This is a genomic window from Aquirufa sp. A-Brett2-W8 (assembly GCF_054558755.1).
On sequence record NZ_JBPXKS010000003.1, the window covers coordinates 117,579 to 138,402 of the forward strand.

Annotated in this window: 15 protein-coding genes; 10 read left to right on the forward strand and 5 right to left on the reverse strand. The window is 41.3% G+C overall.

Going from position 1 to position 20,824, the window contains the following annotated elements:
• Window positions 1-14: 14 nt before the first annotated feature.
• The 3 genes from ACST13_RS02415 to truA all read left to right on the forward strand — a co-directional run bounded on the left by ACST13_RS02415 (window position 15) and on the right by truA (window position 3,901).
• Window positions 15-587 (forward strand): nucleotidyltransferase family protein, encoded by a 573-nt coding sequence (locus ACST13_RS02415; protein ID WP_459521630.1) that lies wholly within the window; start codon window positions 15-17, stop codon window positions 585-587.
• A gap of 313 nt (window positions 588-900) precedes the next feature.
• Complete coding sequence (gene purL / locus ACST13_RS02420) at window positions 901-3,132, forward strand: phosphoribosylformylglycinamidine synthase subunit PurL (protein ID WP_459521631.1); 2,232 nt, start codon at window positions 901-903, stop codon at window positions 3,130-3,132.
• A 4-nt stretch (window positions 3,133-3,136) separates the two neighbouring features.
• Entirely contained in the window at window positions 3,137-3,901 is a 765-nt protein-coding gene (gene truA / locus ACST13_RS02425; RefSeq protein WP_459521632.1) for a tRNA pseudouridine(38-40) synthase TruA, read from the forward strand.
• On the opposite strand, the gene radA is transcribed toward truA, so the two are convergent.
• Window positions 3,873-5,252: a DNA repair protein RadA gene (gene radA / locus ACST13_RS02430; RefSeq protein ID WP_459521633.1), complete on the reverse strand. Its 1,380-nt coding sequence runs from the start codon at window positions 5,250-5,252 to the stop codon at window positions 3,873-3,875. The genes truA and radA overlap by 29 nt on opposite strands.
• A gap of 100 nt (window positions 5,253-5,352) precedes the next feature.
• Between radA and ACST13_RS02435 the strand changes: the two genes are divergently transcribed.
• Genes ACST13_RS02435 through ACST13_RS02445 form a run of 3 tightly spaced genes read left to right on the forward strand, consistent with a single transcriptional unit; the run spans window position 5,353 to window position 10,012 of the window.
• The gene (locus tag ACST13_RS02435; RefSeq protein ID WP_459521634.1) at window positions 5,353-5,991 is read left to right on the forward strand and encodes a porin family protein; all 639 of its coding nucleotides are present in this window, start codon (window positions 5,353-5,355) and stop codon (window positions 5,989-5,991) included.
• An 8-nt stretch (window positions 5,992-5,999) separates the two neighbouring features.
• On the forward strand, window positions 6,000-7,025 hold the full coding sequence (pheS, locus tag ACST13_RS02440) for a phenylalanine--tRNA ligase subunit alpha (RefSeq protein ID WP_459521635.1): 1,026 nt from the start codon (window positions 6,000-6,002) through the stop codon (window positions 7,023-7,025).
• Window positions 7,026-7,033: 8 nt separating this feature from the next.
• Complete coding sequence (locus ACST13_RS02445) at window positions 7,034-10,012, forward strand: protein O-mannosyl-transferase family (RefSeq protein ID WP_459521636.1); 2,979 nt, start codon at window positions 7,034-7,036, stop codon at window positions 10,010-10,012.
• 149 nt (window positions 10,013-10,161) lie between these two features.
• Here ACST13_RS02445 and dnaJ read toward each other — a convergent pair whose 3' ends face one another.
• Window positions 10,162-11,328: a molecular chaperone DnaJ gene (gene dnaJ / locus ACST13_RS02450; protein WP_459521637.1), complete on the reverse strand. Its 1,167-nt coding sequence runs from the start codon at window positions 11,326-11,328 to the stop codon at window positions 10,162-10,164.
• 6 nt (window positions 11,329-11,334) lie between these two features.
• Window positions 11,335-11,844, reverse strand: coding sequence for a nucleotide exchange factor GrpE (locus tag ACST13_RS02455; RefSeq protein WP_459521638.1), 510 nt, complete (start codon window positions 11,842-11,844; stop codon window positions 11,335-11,337).
• 101 nt (window positions 11,845-11,945) lie between these two features.
• On the opposite strand from ACST13_RS02455, the gene queG reads away from it, so the two are divergent.
• Window positions 11,946-12,863, forward strand: a complete 918-nt coding sequence (queG, locus tag ACST13_RS02460) for a tRNA epoxyqueuosine(34) reductase QueG (protein ID WP_459521639.1) — start codon at window positions 11,946-11,948, stop codon at window positions 12,861-12,863.
• Window positions 12,864-12,894: 31 nt separating this feature from the next.
• Here the strand turns inward: queG and ACST13_RS02465 are convergent, their stop codons facing one another.
• Window positions 12,895-13,917 carry a winged helix-turn-helix domain-containing protein gene (locus ACST13_RS02465; protein ID WP_459521640.1) on the reverse strand — a complete coding sequence of 341 codons (1,023 nt, stop codon included), beginning with the start codon at window positions 13,915-13,917 and terminating at the stop codon, window positions 12,895-12,897.
• Between the two features lie 150 nt (window positions 13,918-14,067).
• On the opposite strand from ACST13_RS02465, the gene ACST13_RS02470 reads away from it, so the two are divergent.
• From ACST13_RS02470 to ACST13_RS02480, 3 genes are read left to right on the forward strand one after another with little or no spacing between them, the layout of a single operon-like run.
• Window positions 14,068-18,108: a two-component regulator propeller domain-containing protein gene (locus ACST13_RS02470; RefSeq protein WP_459521641.1), complete on the forward strand. Its 4,041-nt coding sequence runs from the start codon at window positions 14,068-14,070 to the stop codon at window positions 18,106-18,108.
• Window position 18,109: 1 nt separating this feature from the next.
• The gene (locus tag ACST13_RS02475; RefSeq protein ID WP_459521642.1) at window positions 18,110-19,075 is read left to right on the forward strand and encodes a zinc dependent phospholipase C family protein; all 966 of its coding nucleotides are present in this window, start codon (window positions 18,110-18,112) and stop codon (window positions 19,073-19,075) included.
• Complete coding sequence (locus tag ACST13_RS02480) at window positions 19,076-19,591, forward strand: metallophosphoesterase family protein (protein ID WP_459521643.1); 516 nt, start codon at window positions 19,076-19,078, stop codon at window positions 19,589-19,591.
• Here ACST13_RS02480 and mnmA read toward each other — a convergent pair.
• Entirely contained in the window at window positions 19,584-20,726 is a 1,143-nt protein-coding gene (mnmA, locus tag ACST13_RS02485) for a tRNA 2-thiouridine(34) synthase MnmA (protein WP_459521644.1), read from the reverse strand. The two genes, ACST13_RS02480 and mnmA, sit on opposite strands and share 8 nt — an antisense overlap.
• Between the last annotated feature and the right edge of the window lie 98 nt (window positions 20,727-20,824).

Sequence of the window (20,824 nt, forward strand, 5' to 3'; positions counted from 1 at the left end):
TTGATATTTATCACATGACTGGATTAATTTTAGCTGCCGGAGCATCCTCCCGTTTAGGGGAAGCAAAACAAGTTTTGGTTTATCAGGGCCAAAGTCTATTAGAGAGATCCATTCGGTTAGCCTTTAGTGTTTGCCAAGAAGTGCTTGTCTGTTTAGGCGCAGAGGTGGAACAAACGACTAAAATCATCGCAAAACTTCAAATAGAGTTCCCTAACTTATCTTATGTTCTAGTCGAACGATGGGAAAAAGGCATGGGGGAGTCACTTGTTGTGGGACTTAAAGCGATTGAGACCGAAAAAGATGTATTAGTCTTATTATGCGATTTGCCATTTTTGACAAATGCACACATGAAAAATATTATCTCCTTAGTAAATCCAGAGAGAGCCATCGTGGCCTCCTTTCAAGGTGTTAATTCTCCACCCGTATTAATACCAACCGCTTTACGACCTTTGTTTAAAAATTGGAGTGGAGATCAAGGTTTAGGAAAATTTTGGCGCCAAAATCCGATGCTATGCGAAATCATTCACTTTTCAGATAAATTCAGGGACGTCGATGTTCCGGAGGATCGGGAGTATTGGGGGATTTAAATAGTAAACGGTGGTAATTCCACCGTTTACTATTTAAATCCAAAGCACAAAGCACAAAGCACAAAGTAGGTATTCGCTTCGCGAATGACTTTTTGAAATGTTTTTTCATCCTTCTGAAATCATAAAAAATGAGCTTCAGCCATTTTTTATTCCATATTTATGCTTTTTACTCTATGCTTTATGCTTTGAAAATGGTAAGTGGTAAATGGTGAATGCATTTAGTTTCAATAAAAAATCATTTTTCATTTACCATTTACCACTCACCATTTAGTAAGATTTCCTATCTTTGCATTTCAATTTTAAACTCAATTAAGTGGAATCAATCGGAACCCTTCCCACCGTCGAAACAGCCAAAAAATTAGGAATATTACCCGAAGAGTATGATCGCATTCAGGAGATTTTAGGTCGCAAGCCTAATTTTACGGAATTGTCGATTTTCTCTGTTATGTGGTCTGAGCACTGTAGCTATAAGAACTCAATCGTTTGGTTGAAGACTTTGCCTAAAGACTCGCCGCGTATGTTAGCGAAAGCAGGGGAAGAAAATGCCGGTTTGGTTGATTTAGGGGATGGTTTAGGATGTGCATTTAAAATTGAATCGCATAATCACCCATCTGCATTAGAGCCTTACCAAGGTGCGGCGACTGGTGTGGGTGGAATCAATCGGGACATTTTCACGATGGGTGCTCGTCCGATTGCGCAATTGAATTCTTTGCGTTTTGGCAATATTAATTTAGCGAAAACGAAGTGGTTAGTGAAAGGTGTGGTGAAAGGGATTGGAGATTATGGTAATGCCTTTGGAATTCCTACCGTGGGTGGTGAGGTTCAATTCGATGATTGTTATAATGTGAATCCGCTGGTTAATGCGTTTTCAGCAGGTATATTAAAGGTGGGTACTCAAGCATCTGCCACTTCTTATGGAGTAGGTAATGGGGTATTTATCGTAGGTTCGGCGACGGGTAAAGACGGAATTGGTGGTGCGAGTTTTGCATCAGAAGATATTACGGCGAAGTCGTCGGAGAAATTACCTGCGGTTCAAGTAGGGGATCCATTTCAAGAGAAATTGTTGTTAGAGGCTTCTTTGGAAATTATTGAAGCAGGTTGTGTCATCGGAATTCAAGATATGGGTGCGGCGGGTATTATTTGCTCGACGTCTGAAATGTCTGCGAAAGGAGAACATGGAATGATTATTGATCTTTCCAAAGTACCTACACGTCAACCCAACATGCAGCCATTTGAAATCTTATTATCAGAATCTCAAGAGCGTATGTTGATCGTTGTGGAGAAAGGTAGAGAGCACGAGGCGAAACGTATTTTTGATAAGTGGGATTTAAATTGCGAGCAAATTGGAACGGTTACTGATACAAAGCGTCTTGAATTCTATCAAGACGGGGTATTAGTGGCTGATGTCCCAGCAGACGATTTAGTTTTAGGTGGTGGCGCTCCGGTGTATCACCGGGAGTACAAAGAGCCTGCTTACTACCAAGAATTTAAGAAATTTAAGATTGATTCAGTAGCTGATTTGCCTAAGGAAGAATTGCCAAAGGCTTTGAATTACATGATGAATCACCCCAATATTGCTTCTAAAAAGTGGGTAGCACAACAATATGATTCATCGATTGGTCGTGCGAACCGCAATACCAATGCGCCTTCGGATGCGGCGGTGGTGAAGGTACATGGCTCTCAAAAGTCGATTGTTATCACGGTGGATTGTAATTCTCGCTACGTAAACGCAGATCCAGAAGAAGGAACTGCGATGGCGGTGGCAGAAGCGGCGCGTAACATTGTGTGTTCGGGTGGTTTGCCGGTGGCGATTACGAATTGCTTGAACTTTGGCAATCCTTATGTTCCAGAAGTATACTGGCAGTTTGTGGGTGCGATCAAAGGAATGAAAAAATCATGTGAGGCATTTGAAACTCCGGTTACGGGTGGAAACGTATCCTTCTATAATCAATCTTCAGATGGAGGCCCTGTTTTCCCAACGCCTACCATTGGTATGTTAGGGATTTTAGAGGATCCGGCGAATAAGATGACTTTGGACTTTAAAAAAGAAGGGGATGCGATTTATTTAGTGGGTGAGTCAGTTAATGATATTGCCTCGTCTGAATATGTGTATTCGTATAAAGGTATCAAAACGACGCCAGCGCCGCATTTTGATTTAGCGACGGAACTGCAATTACAAAAAGCGATTTCATCATTAATCGAGGCTAGATTAATTGAATCTGCTCACGATGTGTCAGATGGTGGTTTATTAGTGACTTTGGCTGAATCATCTTTCCCAAGAGGAGTAGGATTTAATGTGAATTCAGATGCGGCTATTCGTCAGGATGCCTTCTGGTTCGGTGAAGCGCAATCTCGTGTGATTGTTTCAGTAGATGCAGCTAAGATAGCAGCGTTTGAATCTGCTTTACAGGTACACGGAGTGAAGTTCTCTGCACTTGGATCAGTTCAAGGAACGGATATGGTGGCAGATGGCGTGAAATTATCAACTGTGGCAGCAGCTTATCAATCATTTGATACGGCACTTGAAACTGCTTTAATGAAATAAGTAAATGAGCCGCTATCTACTCGCTTTTTCGTACGATGGCGGCTCTTTTCATGGCTACCAAATTCAGCCAAATGCAACGACGGTTCAGTCGATTTTGCAGGATAAATTAAGTTTGTTATGGGGTTCTAAGCTTGAAATTGTAGGAAGTTCACGGACTGATACGGGTGTGCATGCCCACCAACAATTTGCGCACTTCGATTTGCCGGAAGGTAAAAAAGTCAAGGAAAACGCGGTGTTTCGGATAAATCGAATGTTACCTGATTCTTTAGCAGTTCAAGGGATTTATAAAGTGGCGGATGATTTCCATGCACGTTTTGCAGCCCTTTCGAGAACCTACGAATACCGCATTAGTCCTTTTAAAAGTCCCTTTACAAGTCAATTTGCTTACCGTTTCGGCGTAGAACTAGATGTTCAAGCTATGAATGAAGCGGCAGCCTTGTTTTTCAAAAATACCGATTACCAGTGCTTTTCTAAGGTTAAAACGGAAGTAACGACTTTTGAGTGCACTATAATGCAGGCTTTTTGGACCTATCGGGGCGATGAATTGATTTTTACTATTCAAGGCAATCGTTTCTTGCGTGGTATGGTTCGTGCGGTCGTGGGTACTTTGTTAGAAGTAGGGCAGGGTCGCTTGAATAAAAATCAATTGCAAGAGATTTTAGACTCGAAAGACCGATGCAAAGCGGGTCGTGCCGTTCCGGCACATGGATTACACTTAGTAGAAGTGGAATACCCGGCTTCTATTTTTGATGCCAAATGTGCAGAATAACATCTAATAAGGTCGCTTCTGATCGAACCTTAATTTTATTGGGCTTATAATTCAAGCCTTTTAGGTTGTATTTACTAATCCAAATCTCCTTGAAACCCAATTTCTCTGCTTCCGCAATACGCTGATCGATGCGTGTGACAGAACGTAATTCCCCGCCTAATCCTACTTCGGCAGCGAAACAGATGGACGAGTCTAGGATTTTATCTTCATAGGAAGAAACTAGCGACATACAGGTGGCTAAATCTAAAGCTGGGTCATCTACCCGAATTCCCCCCGTGATATTTAAGAAGACATCTTGAGTAGCCAGTTTATAGCCCCCTCTTTTTTCCAAAACGGCAATCAACATACTGAGGCGCTTTCCATCGTAACCGTTGGCCGTTCTTTGGGCATTTCCATAAGAGGACGCGCTTACTAAGGATTGAATTTCGACCAAAAGCGGACGATTTCCCTCCATAAGCGTACCTATGGCGATCCCGGAAGATGGTTCGTCGCGTTGAGATAAGAGTATTTCGGATGGATTCGTCACTGGTCGCAAGCCACTGCCTAGCATTTCATAGATGCCTAATTCAGAAGTGGAACCGAAGCGGTTTTTAGTAGTACGTAAAATACGGTAGATCATGTGGCGATCCCCTTCGAATTGTAAGACGGTATCCACTAAATGTTCTAAGACTTTAGGGCCGGCGATAGAACCTTCTTTGGTAATATGACCCACTAAGAAGATGGGTGTCCCACTTTCTTTTGCAAATCGCATGAGCTCAAGCGCACATTCCCGAATCTGTGAAACGGAGCCTGGGCCGGATTCGATTTGATCAGAAAATAGGGTTTGAATCGAGTCAACAATGATTAATTCCGGATCAAGCTCCACTAGGTGCCTGAAAATAGCTTGTGTATTGGTTTCAGTTAAGATATATAGCGAGTCAGATTTGGAGGCTAAACGATCCGCTCTTAATTTAATTTGTTGTTCGGATTCCTCTCCTGTGACATATAAAACACGGGTTTGGGTTAGCGAAAGAGCCACTTGTAATAAGAGTGTCGATTTTCCGATGCCGGGCTCTCCACCGATTAATACCAAAGATCCAGGAACAATTCCACCTCCTAATACCCGATTAAATTCAGGATCAGAGCAGGTAAGTTTAGGCTGATTTTCGAAGCTGACTTCGTTGAGTAATTTAGGCTTTGCGGCTGATTTAGGACTTCCTTTGGTCTTCCAAACTTCCGCTGGATGACTCGTCTGTTCCACTAATTCCTCCACGAAGGTATTCCATTCTCCACAAGAGGGACATTTCCCCAACCATTTGGGTGCGGAATATCCACAGGATTGACAAAAAAAGGAGGTTTTAACTTTGGCCACGTTTATACGATTTGTGGTCAAAAATACGTTTTGATTTTGGTTTTTTCTTTTTTTTCGGATGAAAAAGGATAATTTTACAAGTTAATTAATCACAATAGCTATGAACGCCTTAAAACCTTGGATGATGATTGCCCTATTCATGGGAATCTTTTCTGTTGCCTCAGCCCAAAAGCACTCACGCGCAGATTATTTTAGAATTGGAATTAAAGGTGGAGTTAATCTTTCTGCTGTAAAAGTGGCAAGTTTAAATACGAATTTAGAAAATAAGACAGGGTATCAATTGGGGGCATTTGCCCGAATTGGAAGAACCATTTTCTTACAACCTGAGGTCTATTTTACGGCTAAAGAAGTGAATGTGGATGTCCTTAATACACTAACAACGAAAGAGAATGTTGTTGGCTTTTCGCAAAAATCATTAGATGTTCCTATACTATTAGGTATTAAATTAGGTCCGCTTCGAGTAATGGCAGGCCCGGTGGCTTCCTATGCCATTTCTGCTGAGATAAGTCCAGATGCGGCTGTTAAATCTTATTTTTCAGGAACTTCACAGGACATTATAAATCGTTCAAGTTTTGGCTACCAAGCCGGGATAGGTTTTGATATATTGAACTTGTCTTTAGATTTACGTTACGAAGGTTCGACCTCGGAATTAAAGAATACGGTAGCCGTACCGAGCGGATTTACTTATTCTCAAAAACCAAGTTATTTCCAGGCAACCATCGGTTTCCGCATTTTATAATTACCCACATGAATGAACAAATAAAAGCACTTCAGGCAGAAATTGACTCGTTTGTCATTTCCAATGAAGGCGAATTAGAATCTTTTAGAAATCAATTTGTTGGACGTAAGAGTCGTTTAGCGACGCTGTTTGATGAGTTAAAAAATGTAGCAGCTGAAAATCGCCGGGAGGTAGGCCAATCTTTAAATGGCTTGAAAAATTCGGCTGAGTCTAAATTTGCTGAAGCGCAAGAATCCTTCGCAGGTAATGCCGCTGACTTTGAAGTTCCGTCTGATTTAACGCTTTATAACCCTATTTCTCAGGGGAGTTTACATCCTTTGACGAAAGTGCGAGCTCGTATTTTGGAGATTTTTAATCGCATGGGGTTCTCGGTTTCAGATGGTCCTGAGATTGAAACTGATTTCTATAATTTTACCGCTTTAAATTTTCCGGCAAATCACCCAGCGCGGGAGATGCAGGATACTTTTTTTATTGAAAAAGGAGCCGGGGAGATTCAAGATGACGTTTTATTGCGTACGCATACGTCTAATGTTCAGATTCGTTTGATGCAACACCAAAAGCCACCGATTCGTTCTGTGATGCCAGGTCGCGTATTCCGTAATGAAGCCATTTCAGCTCGTGCGCATTGCCTTTTTCATCAAGTGGAAGGGCTATATGTAGATGAGAATGTGAGCTTTAAGGATTTGAAAGATACGTTGTATCATTTTGCCAAAGAGATGTTTGGAAAGGATACAAAAGTTCGTTTCCGCCCCTCTTATTTCCCTTTCACCGAGCCCAGTGCTGAAATGGACATTACTTGTCTATTGTGTAAAGGCGATGGGTGTAATGTATGTAAAGGAGCCGGATGGGTGGAGATTGCGGGAGCCGGAATGGTAGACCCGAATGTATTAGAAAATGTGGGAATTGATTCTAAGAAGTACAATGGCTTTGCTTTTGGAATGGGAATCGAGCGTATCACGATGTTAAAATACCAGATCAAAGACTTACGTTTATTCACAGAGAATGACGTTCGTTTCTTAAAACAGTTTAATTAATCTGACCTATGTGGAGTTTTAAAAAAGTAAATAATTGGACGGGTTGGGGAGTTTTCCTTATTGCCTTGATCACCTATACTTTGACGGTGGAGCCTACGGCCTCTTTTTGGGATTGTGGTGAGTTCATTGCTTGCGCCTATAAATTACAGGTTCCGCACCCTCCAGGAGCACCTTTGTTCTTGTTATTGGGCAGAATGTTTTCCTTACTTGCCTTAGGGGATGTGACGCGAGTGGCATTTTGGGTGAATATGATGTCTGTTTTAAGCAGCGCATTCACGATTTTATTCTTGCATTGGACGATCGTGATGATCGGTCGCAAGATGATCAATAAGTCCTTTGATGCCATGAATGCAACTGAGCGTTTTGGTTTATTAGCTTCGGGCGTTGTAGGATCATTGATTTATACCTTTTCGGATACGTTTTGGTTCTCTGCTGTGGAAGCTGAAGTTTATGCGATGTCGTCTTTCTTTACAGCTATCGTCGTTTGGGCGGCCTTCAAGTGGGAATTAGTGGAAGATAGAGCGGAATCGAATCGCTGGATCTTATTCATTGCTTACTTGGTTGGTTTATCCATAGGTGTCCATTTATTGAATTTGGTGACGCTTCCGGCTTTAGGATTATTGTATTATTTCAAACGCTACGAGAAGCCAACTTTGACCGGTGGAGTGATTTCGATTTTAATTGCCTTATTTATTTTGGGAATTATTAATGCTGGAATTATTCCGGGCTTGCCTAGTTTAGCCTTCGAATTTGAGTTGACTTTCGTGAATACCATAGGCTTTTCGTATGGGACAGGAGCGATTGTTTTCTTAATCTTATTGTTAGCGGCTATCGTTTTTGGGATTCGTTATTCGTATGCTAAAGGGAAGGAAGTTCTCAATGTCGCGCTTTTCTCTTTTGTCTTTTTACTCATCGGTTACTCAACCTATACGGTCGCTCTAGTGCGTTCCGGCTATAATACGCCGATTAATGAGAACGATCCGAGCAATATCTTAAACTTCTTGAAATATTTGAAGCGGGAGCAATATGGCGAGCGTTCCTTGATTTATGGCCCGGTGTATACTGCGGAGGTAACGGGTTATAAAGAGGGTGCGGAGACGCCTATTTACAAGATGAAGGACGGGAAATATGTGGAGTACACGAAGAAACCGGTGTATGAATACGATAAGACCCAAATGATGTTATTGCCGCGTGTGTATTCGAGTCAAGCGAATCACGTGAAGTTATACCAAGAGATGCTCGGTATTCCGGCTGGAGAGAAACCTAGTTTTGGTAAGAACCTAGAATTCTTATTTACCCACCAATTAGGGCATATGTATATGCGGTATTTGTTGTGGAATTTTGTGGGTCGCGAAAGTGATATGCAAGATGCATGGGCCATCAATGCCTTTGAGGATACCTCGAAATTACCAGATATTTTACGCAATAATAAGGCGAGAAATAACTACTACTTTTTGCCGATTATCTTCGTGCTGTTAGGTTTCTTTTATATGCTTCGTAAGAATGATAAAGACCTTTTAGTGACTATTTTGATGTTCGTCTTGACGGGTGTGGCCTTAACGGTTTATCTGAATTCACCTCCTACAGAACCGCGTGAGCGTGATTATATCTTCGTAGGATCGTTTTATTTTATGTCGATTTGGGCGGGTTTTGCCGTGATGCAGATCATGGAGTTTATTCAAAAATTTGTTAAAGCAGATAAGGCCAAATGGGCGATTGTCGCTTTATTGGGTTTAACGGCTCCTGCGATTTTGGCACAACAAAACTGGGATGATCATGATCGCAGTGATCGTTACCATCAGATTGATTTTGCTAAAAACTTATTAAACTCTTGCGCCCCTAATGCGATTCTATTTACGGGCGGCGATAATGATACGTTCCCGCTTTGGTATGTACAAGAAGTCGAAGGATTCAGAACGGACGTTCGTGTATGTAATTTGTCCCTATTAGGAACGGATTGGTATATCGATCAAATGAAGCGGAAAACATACGAATCACAACCATTACCTATTCTATTAACGAAAGATCAGTTAATGGAAGGAGTAAATGACCAGATTTTATTTAATCCTAAAGAGGGTCTGACTGCGATGTTATTACCGGACTATTTGGATTTATTGCACAAGGACAGCCCGTCTATTCAGGAGCAAACGCAATTAGGCGAGACGATTAATACACTTCCTACTGATTCGGTGGTGATCCCCGTTGACATGGCTGCTGTAGCGAAGTCAAACTGGTTCCCTAAGCAATTTGTACCGTATATGTCACCTGCTTTAGGTTGGAAGTTGCCATCGCATAATATCTACAAAGGAGAGCTGATTCAATTAGAGATCATTTCAAACAACGCAATGTCTGGTTGGAAACGTCCGATTTACTTCGCATCTACTTTGCCAAATGATCAGTATTTAGGTCTGAAGGAATCGATGCAATTAGAAGGCTATGCCTACCGTTTAATGCCTTTCAAGATTCCTGGGGCGAATGATGGCTACGTGAACACGGAGGTGATGACAAAGAATATCACGAAAAAGATGTTTTGGAGAGGCCTTGATAACGATCAGATTTATTACCACGGGGATTTCTATTTAGGAATTCCATCGGTGACAGCTCGTTTAGGTGTCTACCGTTTAGCGGATCAATTAGTGCGTGAAGGAAATTATGCTCAGGCGAAAAAGGTATTAGATTTCTTAGACCAAAAAATGCCAGACAAAGTAATCCCTTATGATCAATTCTCTGCCAGTATGGTTGAATTGTATATCGCTGTAGGTGATCCAGCAGCTGCACTTAAAATGGCCTCTAAAATCGTCAAGCGCGATGATCAACTATTAGATTATTATTTAGATGGGCGCTATGGTTCACACGAACGTGATGTCCAAATTGCGATCTATGAAATGAATTTAGTCGTTTCAGCCTTGAAGGCGTCGAAACTTAGTCCTGCGAAATACCAGGAGCTGGAGGCGAAGTTTACTAGGCAGATGGGGCGACTTCAGTAGAAAGCATAGAGCACAAAGCTTAAAGAATAAAGAAGGAATAAAAAGAGCGGCACTTGCCGCTCTTTTTATGTTATAGTAATAAACACTTCAGAATTCATCGCCAAAGGCGATACAAACTTTATTCTTTGTGCTTTAAAAAAGCTTCGCTTTTACGATGAAAACATATCCCTCACCTTATGAAAGAAACCTTTCTCACCTTTACCTGGTTGGGGGGCAAAGTTAGGGGAGGCGCGTAGTTTTTCTAATAATTCGGTTTCTTCCTTGCTGACTTGCTTAGGGGTCCAAATATTCACGTGGACTAATTGATCTCCGATGGAATATCCGTTTAATTCTTTGATCCCTTTGCCTTTTAAACGTAGAATCTTGCCGCTTTGTGTTCCAGCATCTAAGGTAATTTTAGCTTTACCAGTGATGGTAGGTACTTCTACCGAAGTTCCGAGCGCTGCATCTACGAAATTCACATAAAGATCGAAGATTACATTATTTCCATCGCGGTGCAATAGCTCATGGGCTTCTTCTTCGATGACGATTAATAGATCACCAGCGACGCCACCACGAGGAGGAACGTTTCCTTTGCTTGACATAGATAATTGCATGTCATTGGATACGCCTGCTGGGATTTTGATTGGGATGATTTCTTCTTCTAAAACGCGTCCTTCACCGAAGCAATCCCCACATTTTGAACCTACTGTTTTTCCTTCGCCACTACAATGAGGGCAGGTAGATGAGGTGACCATTTGGCCTAACATCGTTTGCTGAACTTGACGAACCTGACCTGAACCTTGGCAGGTACCACATGATTTTAAGTCAGTACCGTTTTTAGAGCCGTTACCTGCACATGATTTACAAGCAACATGGCGTTTTACTTTAATCTTCTTTTCTACACCGTTTGCGATCTCTTCTAAATTCAACTTAAGCTTGATGCGTAGGTCGGTTCCTCTGCGTTGACGTCTTCCGCCACTGCTGCGGCCTCCATTGAAGAAGCTACCGAACGGGCTCTCGTCTGCGCCACCAAAGATATCTCCAAACTGAGAGAAGATATCTTCCATATTCATTCCACCACCGCCAAAACCACCGCCAGCAGCTCCACCCATCCCTGCGTGACCGAAACGGTCGTATTGCGATTTCTTTTGGGAATTACTTAAGACCTCATAGGCCTCAGCTGCTTCTTTGAATTTTTCTTCAGCCTCCTTGTTATCGGGGTTTTTATCAGGATGGAATTTTACCGCCATTTTACGGTATGCCTTCTTGATTTCGTCTTCCGATGAGGATTTGGAAACGCCTAATATTTCGTAATAATCTCTTTTTTGAGCCATTTTATGTTAATTACCTACCACCACTTTCGCAAAGCGGATGACTTTTTCGTTCAGTGTATATCCTTTTTCAACTACTTCTACCACTTTGCCTTTTTCCTCCTCGCTAGGAGCAGGAAATTGAGTGATGCAATCATGTAATTCAGCATCAAAAACTTCGCCTTTAGCTGGTAATTCTTTTAATCCTTTGGATTGTAGAATAGCGCCTATTTTAGCGAAGATTAATTGTGTTCCTTCTGATATTTCTCCCTCTGGAGCATTCGCTAGGGCACGCTCGTAATCATCTACTACGGGTAATAAGTCGATAATTAAACGTTCAGATGCGGTTTGAATCATTTCCATTTTCTCTTTCGCCGTGCGTTTACGGTAGTTCTCGAAGTCTGAATACAGGCGAAGGTATTTCTCCTTCATCTCGGTTAATTCATCTATTGGAGCTGTTTCTTCCGTTTCAGGCGCATTTTCTTCTTGTTGATTGACGATTTCTTCCTCAGGCGTTTGATTTTTTTCTTTCTTTTTCATGGTACAAAATTACGATTGCAAATCCTTGATACAAATTCAATACCAAAAACAATTTTATGACACTTTGGCATAAATGAATCGACCTTTGTAATTTTAGGCAAATGTCAAAAAGTCCAGCTCAAATTTCTCATCTTATTAAGGCCAAAGCACAGCAATTTGGTTTTGTTTTTTGTGGCATTTCTGAGGCAGGATTTTTAGAAGAAGAGGCACCTAGACTAGAAGACTGGTTGAACTCAAATCAACACGGGGAAATGGCCTATATGGCTAATCATTTTGATAAAAGATTAGATCCTCGGAAGCTGGTGGATGGTTGTCAAACCGTCGTTTCGCTAGTTTATAACTATTTTCCAGCGGAGGAAATCGCGGTGAACGACTTCAAGATTTCTAAATATGCCTACGGTGAAGATTACCATCGGGTGATTAAAGATAAAATGCAAGACCTATGGGACGCTCTAAAAAATGAGTTAGGGGAGTTTTCTGGTAGGATGTTTGTCGATTCAGCTCCGGTTTTAGAAAAGGCTTGGGCAAAGAAATCTGGGCTAGGTTGGATTGGTAAGAATGCGAATTTGATTATTCCGAAGCAGGGGAGTTTCTATTTTTTGGCAGAACTCTTATTGGATATAAAAGCTAGTCCAGATGGGCCTATTAAAGATTTTTGTGGTACGTGCACGCGTTGCATCGATGCTTGTCCTACAGATGCCATTACTCCATACGTTGTGGATGGGAGTAAATGCATTTCCTATTTTACGATTGAGTTGAAAGATCAAATGCCAGCGAGTTTACAGTCAGACTTTCAAAACTGGATTTTTGGTTGTGATATTTGCCAAGATGTGTGTCCTTGGAATCGCTTTTCAAAACCGCATAGTGAACCTAGATTTGCAGGTAATTTAGCTGAGGTTGATTGGGAGGGATTATCAGAGGAGGTTTTCCAAACCTTATTTCACTATTCCGCTATCAAGCGAACAAAATTAAAGGGCATTCAGCGAAACCTGGACTATGTGAAAAAAAATAGGCCATGAAATCATGGCCCTTTTCTAGCAAAATAAAACCCTAAAGTGAAAGTCGTATAATCAGGCTAGGTTCGATGACCTCGACCGTTTTTTGATTTGTGAGGATCATTTCGGCCGCTTTTTGGCCTAATTTCTCCGGATGAGTACTCACTACCGTGATTCCTCCAGCAATAATTTCTTTAAATGGATGATCGTTCAAGGAGATGATACCCACCTCTTTCCCCAGTGTCCATTTATTTTTATCCGCATATTTGATAGCCTGGAAAAGATCGCTATCGGACAAAGTGAAATAAATCTCATTTTGGCGATAATCGTCCTCTTCTAGGCCATCTAATACTTGGAAATTCAATGAATTCGATTCACAGAATTCACTGCACGCATTAATTAATTCAGGATCGAAGTATTCGTCTTCGCTCATTACTAAATTAAGACTGCGGTACTTATTAAACAGGTTTAGTTGGGTATTAAAAATCTTTTTTAGCGATGGGTTAGGAGGACAAATTAGACTAGAATGACAGATGGTTCCGAAATTTTGGTCCAATAAAATCAATCGATCCCCGGCTATTTTCTGCAATATCTTCACCGTTTCTTCATCCTCATCGATTAAATGGGGTTGAATTAGGTAATAATGGTAATTCCCTAATTGTTGACCGATGATTTCTTTGAATTCACGCGGTTTGTACTGATAGGTATAAATATCCACCATGACATTCTTGCCAAAGTGATCTAAAAATGCGTTATAAAGTGTCTGATTTGTCTCCGTCATCCGTCCGATGAGGAAAAGAACTTTCGTCTTCACTTTAAGACTCGATTCTGAAATGAAGTAGCCTTTGCGGAAAATCGAGGTGATGGCTCCCATTTTATGTAACTCGGTATACGCTCTCTCCACGGTGTCTCGGGAAAGATAGCATTCTTCCGATGCCTCATTAATGGATGGCAATCGTTCGCCAGGTTTTAATTCCCCCATTTCAATGTCCTGCAAAAGTGAATTCACTAATTGCTGGTATTTAGGAAGTTTATTTCCTGAATTCTTTACGTTAAATGAAACAAATGTCTTATTCATATCGAAGAATAATTCTTGTTCCAAATGTACGGGGGTGCCTTTGTTTAGGATAGGACGAATCTTACAAATGCAAGGACAATTCTTGCATTCGGTTATTTCAGGACAATTCCATCCAATTTCCTGGTTTAATTCCCTAATTTTAAGATTCAAATGAATAGACTCGTTTTCTTTTTATTGTTGTTTATCTTTTTTGGTCTCTACAGCCAAAATCAAACGCGCTATGAACGCCTAAGCACGAACTCTGGCTTGTCCCAAAGTTCTATTTATAAAATCATTCAAGATAAAAAGGGTTTCTTGTGGTTTGCCACAGGTGATGGCTTAAATCGTTACGATGGGCACAATTTTAAGATTTATCGCAATGACCCTAGTGATCCTAAGACCTTAAGCGGTAGTGAGATATTTTCTGTGACGGAAGATGATTTAGGGAATCTTTGGGTAGGGACGCGAACGTCAGGTTTAAATAAAATCGAATTAGCTACAGGTAAAATCACTCGATTTACGAAAGGGCCTGCGGGACAAGATTTGTCCAATTCTACTATTCCCAGTATTCTAAATTTAGGGAAAGGCAAAATAGGGGTGGCTGTATTAGGTGTAGGTTATCTAGTGTATGATATACGTACGAATCAATTAATAAAGGAAGAATGTGAGTGGAAAAACGCCTACGTAAAAGACGTGGCGAGACTCTTTAAGCATTCTTCAGGTACGGTTTGGATGGGAACTAGAACGGGTTATTTGATTTCCCAGTTGAATGCACATAGTTTTATTCCGTATCAATTTGGCGCCATTAATTACCGGGTTAGGGCTTTGTTTGAAACGAAAAATGGGGATATTCTGGTAGGAACGGATGGGAAGGGGATTTTTCAATTCACACCTAAAACGCAGCAATTTAAAGTGGTGTTTTATCAGGCATCTGACCCCTTATCACGGCAAAATATCGTTACCTCACTGGCAAAAGATGCCTTGAATAATTTATGGATTGGAACCGATAATGGGGTTTACAAACTCAATGGAGAGAATTTTACTTCTTATACTCACATTGCGTCTAATCCAGATCCAGATGTAGGTATTTCGTCTAATTCTACCATGAGTTTATTTACGGATGCGAATCAAAATACATGGGTGGGTACCTGGGAGGCTGGTTTGAATATTTCCTTTTTTCAAAAACCTCGATTTTCCGTTTTCCGCTACAAACCTAATAGCTTACAAGGCCTACTGAGCAATAAGGTTAGTGCCATTGCGGCAGATGGCGATGCCGGTATTTGGTTAGGTAGTAATGTGGGTTTGTCCTATTTTAATCATAAGAAAAGGGCTGTGACGCATTATTTACAAAGCGCATCCGCAAATAAATTAAATTCGACGGAGACCTATGATGTGAATTTTATCTATCCTCAAACGGATGGGTCGGTCTGGTTAGGACTTTGGGGGAAGGGGATTAATCTATTCACAAAACAACACCAATTAATTGATTTTCCATTTAAGCCAGGTAAAAGGGAGGCTAATTTTAATACGATGACTCCCTATTCAAATCAATTTCTGTTAGGAACATCGGGAATAGGTGTAGTTTCATTTGACCCGGCTACGAAACAATATGGAGAGCCTTTTTCTGTATTAGGGAAGTATAATTTGATGAATAAGTCAATTTCCTCGATACGGATTATCGATAATCGAGAAATATGGCTGAGTACGATAGGTCATGGTTTATATGTGTATCAAATTGCCACGAAGGAATTACGTCATTATGTTAAATCAGCTGATCCGGGTGCCTTAAGTTATAATCACGTGAACCAGGTTTTTCAGGATCGTGAAAAAAGAATTTGGGTGATGACTCAAGGTGGCGGTCTAAATCAATATCTGGGGCCTAATAAAGGATTTAAAGTGTTTACCGTTAAGGATGGCTTAGTTAGTAATAGTATACGTGGCGTAGTGGAAGATGCGAAAGGGGATTTGTGGTTTACGACGAATGGGGGAATTTCTAAAATGGACGGAAAAACCTTGAAGTTTGTCAGTTTCGAAGAGGCCGATGGATTGCAAGGAAAAGAATTTATGACCAACGCGATTGCTAAGAATAATCAGAATTGGTTGTTTTTTGGGGGAGTAAACGGTTTGAATTATTTAAAGTCGGATAGTCTGCGGATGCGCTTGAATGCCCCCGATGTCTATTTCACGAAGCTGAAAATCTTTAATAAAGACGTGGAAGTAGGCGAGGAAAACTCCACACTTTTAGTTGATATTTTGTCGATTAAGCAGTTAATTCTGCAGCCAGATCAAACCGTTTTTAGTATCGATTTTGTTGCCTTGGAATACCAAAGGCCTAAGAATAACCGCTATGCCTATTTTTTAGAAGGTTTTGAAAAAGAGTGGAATCAGGTGGGAACACAGCGAACAGCGACTTATACTAACTTAAGTCCTGGGGATTATATCTTCAAGGTGAAAGCAAGTAATTCGGATGGGGTTTGGGCGGAGAAACCTTATGAGTTGATGATTACCGTATTACCACCTTGGTATCGTACCTGGTGGGCTTATGTTCTTTATGTAGTTTTAGTAGCTGCGCTCATATATGCCTTCATTCGGGAGGTTCAGATTAGGGAAGCTTTTCGAACAGACTTACGTTTAAAAGAAATTGAAAAAGAACGAATTAAAGAGTTAGAACAAGTAAAGACGCATTTTTTTACTAATATTTCCCATGAATTGCGCACGCCTTTAACCTTAATAACAAGTCCATTAGAGAAGTATTTTATTTCGAATAATAGTCTGAATAAGGATCAAAAGACGAGGATTAATTCCATTTACCAAAACGCTCAGAAACTACTTCGCCTCATCAATCAACTTTTGGATTTATCTAAAATTGAATCGGGTAATGTGCAGCCAGTGGTGGAGAAGCATGATTTAGTGCGTCAATTAGACTCGATTAAGCAAAGTTTTGATTCGTACGCTCAGCAGAAACAAATCAAATTAAAGTGGGATATATCCATCGAGTCCTTATTGGTTTATTATGATGCCGACATCATCGAGAAATGCGTGACGAATCTTTTATCAAATGCCTTTAAATTTACCCCAGAAGAAGGGATAATAGGCGTTCGTTTAGAATTGCATAAGTCCTATCAAGGCGGTCAGGAGACAATTTCTAGAGTAACCATTCACGTGATGGATACGGGTAAAGGAATAAGTGCGGAGCATATGCAACATATTTTTGACCGTTTTTATCAAATTCCAGAAAAGTCAGATCGGGTGGGTACGGGAGTGGGACTCTCCTTATGTAAGGAATTAATGGAGGTGCATCGCGGAACTATTGACGTGCAAAGTGATTTAGGGGCAGGTTCTGATTTTAAATTACATTTTCCGGTTACACGGCAGGCTTTTGATCCCGCTTGGGTGAAAGCTGGAACTCTTCCAGCAGTCAATGAGTCAGAGAGTCAAAAAGTCGACTTTATTCAGCAAGAGAAGCAGATTCTTCTTATTGTCGAAGATCACGCGGAGATGCGCGCTTTTATTCGCGAGATTTTCGAGAGATCCTTCCAGGTGATCGAAGCTGATCGGGGAGAAACCGGATTAGAAATGGCCTTAATGTATTTGCCTGATGTAGTGATTACGGATTGGATGATGCCAGGTATGTCTGGAGTTAATCTATGTAAGGCGATTCGTGCGGATTCAAAAACCAGCCATATTCCGGTGGTGATATTAACCTCTAAAAGTTCTCAGGAAAGTCAAATTGAGGGAATGCAGTCTGGAGCGGATGATTTCATTTCCAAACCATTCCACGCGGACATTTTGGAATTAAGAGTAAATAAATTGCTAGAAGCGAAAGAAAGACTTCGCAAAAATTGGCAGAATGCTGTTACTAATCAAGATCTCCAAAATACCCTTGTCTTCGAAGATGAATTCCTCTACAAAGCTACACAGGTGGTGATTGATCATTTAGATGAAGCTGATTTTGATGTCGAACAACTAGAGCAAGCCATGGATATGAGTAAGATGCAACTCTATCGTAAATTGAAAATGTTAACTTCGCTAGCTGGAAACGAGTTTATTCGCTCTATTCGCTTACAGCAGGCTAGAATTTTATTAGAAAAAGGATCATTAAACGTATCCGAAGTAGCTTACCAAGTGGGCTTTAATGACCCCGCTTATTTTACCCGTGCCTTTAAAAAACAATACGGATTAGCACCTAAAACATTCATTTCAAAAAAATAATATGCGCAAAATAGCACTTTTACTTATCTGTGGCTTTCTAGTTTCTTGGGGATTTTTGGCCCACAAAACCTTACAACAAATTGCCATTTATCCTTTGCCGACTGACCTAGGTCTGTTCTTCTATGCGAATCAGGATTATGTTGTTCAACAATCGATTCGCCCAGATGTGCGTCGTAAAGATGACAAGACAGAGGATTCGAAGCATTACCTAGATATGGATGCAAACGTTTTTGGACCTAATTACCGAACGGATATTCCTCATGATTTTAAACAAGCAGTGGCTAAATATTCCTTTGATAGCTTGCGCAAGGAAGGTTTAGTGCCTTGGGAAGTGAATCGCGTATATGGCCGTTTAGTGAATGCCTTTAAAAACGAATTAAAAGATTCCGTTTTATTCTATGCGGCAGATCTAGGTCATTATGTGGCGGATTCACACGTGCCATTACATACCACGAAAAATCACGATGGACAGTTGACAAACCAAAAGGGGATGCACGTCCTATGGGAAAGTTTAGTTCCAGAGGCTCAATTGAAGAATTATGCTTTGTACCAACCTCAGGCGGCTCAGTATATTGCCAAACCTCAGGATTTCATCTTCCAGATATTATTAGAGTCTCACGCGATGCTTCCAGAGATGTTTACAGCTGAAACGGCGGTTCGCCAAGCTTTAGGGGAGGAAAAATCCTTCAAAATGGTCGAGCGTTATGGAAAGATGCAGCGCTATTATACGGATGAATTTATACAAGCTTATGCTGATAAACTGGGGCTTTCTATTCAGGGCCGTATGATTCAATCCTCGCATCGGGTGGCCTCTTTTTGGTATTCAGCGTGGAAAGATGCGGGTTCGCCGGCTTGGGTGACGAAAGAAATTACAGCTGAAAAGAAAGCAGCTTTCGAATCAGAAAAAGCACAATGGAAAGCGAATGCCTTGATTTCAACCGGTAAATTGATCTCATTACATAAGTAAATGCTAAAGATTCTAGTCCTTTCTGATACGCATAGTTATCTGGATCCGCGTTTGATTCCCCATGTGGAAGCTTGCGATCAGATTTGGCATGGCGGGGACTGGGGTTCGGTAGCGGTGGCGGATACCTTGATCGGTTTTGGTAAACCCGTTTATGGGGTCTATGGAAATATTGATGATCGGATGATTCGGAATATGTTTCCCAAAATCACCCGCTTCACCTGCGAGCAAGTAACCGTCGCGATGACGCATATAGCAGGAGCTCCCTCTTCTTATAAACCAGATGCTTTAGAGACTTTTGCGATGGGATTACCCATGATTTTTGTCTGCGGTCATTCCCACATTCTTCAGGTAAAAAGGGATCAGAATCGCAATCAAATGCTTTTTTTAAACCCAGGAGCCGCTGGACAGCACGGGTTTCACTCGGAACAAACGGCGCTGCAATTTAAGATCGATGGAAAGCGAATTTTCGATATGGAAGTCATTCAAATGCCCCGAATTCACACGAAAATTAAGTAGTCTGAAAGGATTGTGCATTTTCAAAAACACTTCCCTTTAGGTAGGACTTTAAAATCCAGCCACCACCTACGACATCATCTCCCTCATAAAATACGGCGGCTTGACCTGGTGCAATGCCAGACACATCAAAGGCAAAATCAACTTTCATTTTTTCGCCCACTTGTAAAATATGACCCGCTGTTCCAGCATCCTTGTAGCGAACCTTTGTAACGGTCTCGATGCCTTCAGCTGGAATGCTATCGTACTTCTGTAAGTTCAATTGACCCACCCACATGCCGGTGCGGTTCAAATCTTCGACTTTACCGATGACCACTTCGTTCGTCTCCTTGCGAATTTCGATCACGAAGGCTGGATAACCGAAGGCTTTTCCTAGACCTTTTCTTTGGCCTACCGTATAAAACGGATAACCTTCGTGGGTGCCAATAATTTTGCCTTCTAAATCGACGAATTTCCCCCCCTTTACCTGCTCCTCTAACTCAGGAACACGTCTTTTTAAGAATCCACGGTAATCATTATCTGGAACGAAACAGATCTCGTAGCTCTCGGATTTATTGACTAAATCGACGAAACCACGCTCGGTTGCCATTTCTCGAATGCGCGCTTTCGTTAGATGACCTAGGGGTAAAATGGTACGGGCAAGGCTTTCCTGTGAAACGCCCCAAAGCACATAACTTTGGTCCTTTAAAGCGTCTACGCCTTTGGAAATAATATGACGTCCATTCTCTTGCCTGATCTGGGCATAATGGCCCGTCGCAATGAATTCACAACCTAATTGATCCGCACGACGCAATAAAGCATCCCATTTAATGTGCGTATTGCACATCACGCAAGGATTAGGCGTGCGACCTTCTACGTATTCATTCGTGAAGTAATCGATGACTGAATCACCGAATTCTTCTCTGATATCTAAAATATAATGGGGGAAACCAAGTGAAACCGCAATATGACGGGCATCGTTTATGGAGTCCAAAGAACAACAACCTGTTTCCTTTTTATCTCCACCCGCACTCGCGTAATCCCAGGTCTTCATGGTCATACCGATTACTTCGTATCCTTGTTCGTGTAATAAAACAGCTGCGACCGAGCTGTCGATTCCGCCGCTCATAGCGACTAAGACGCGTCCTTTTTTTTCCATATTTGCTGCTCAGGTTCAATGCCTGACGAAATTATGCTGCAAGTTACGGCTTATCTTTGTAAATACGTCCACAAAGCGTATTTTTGCTCTACTATACA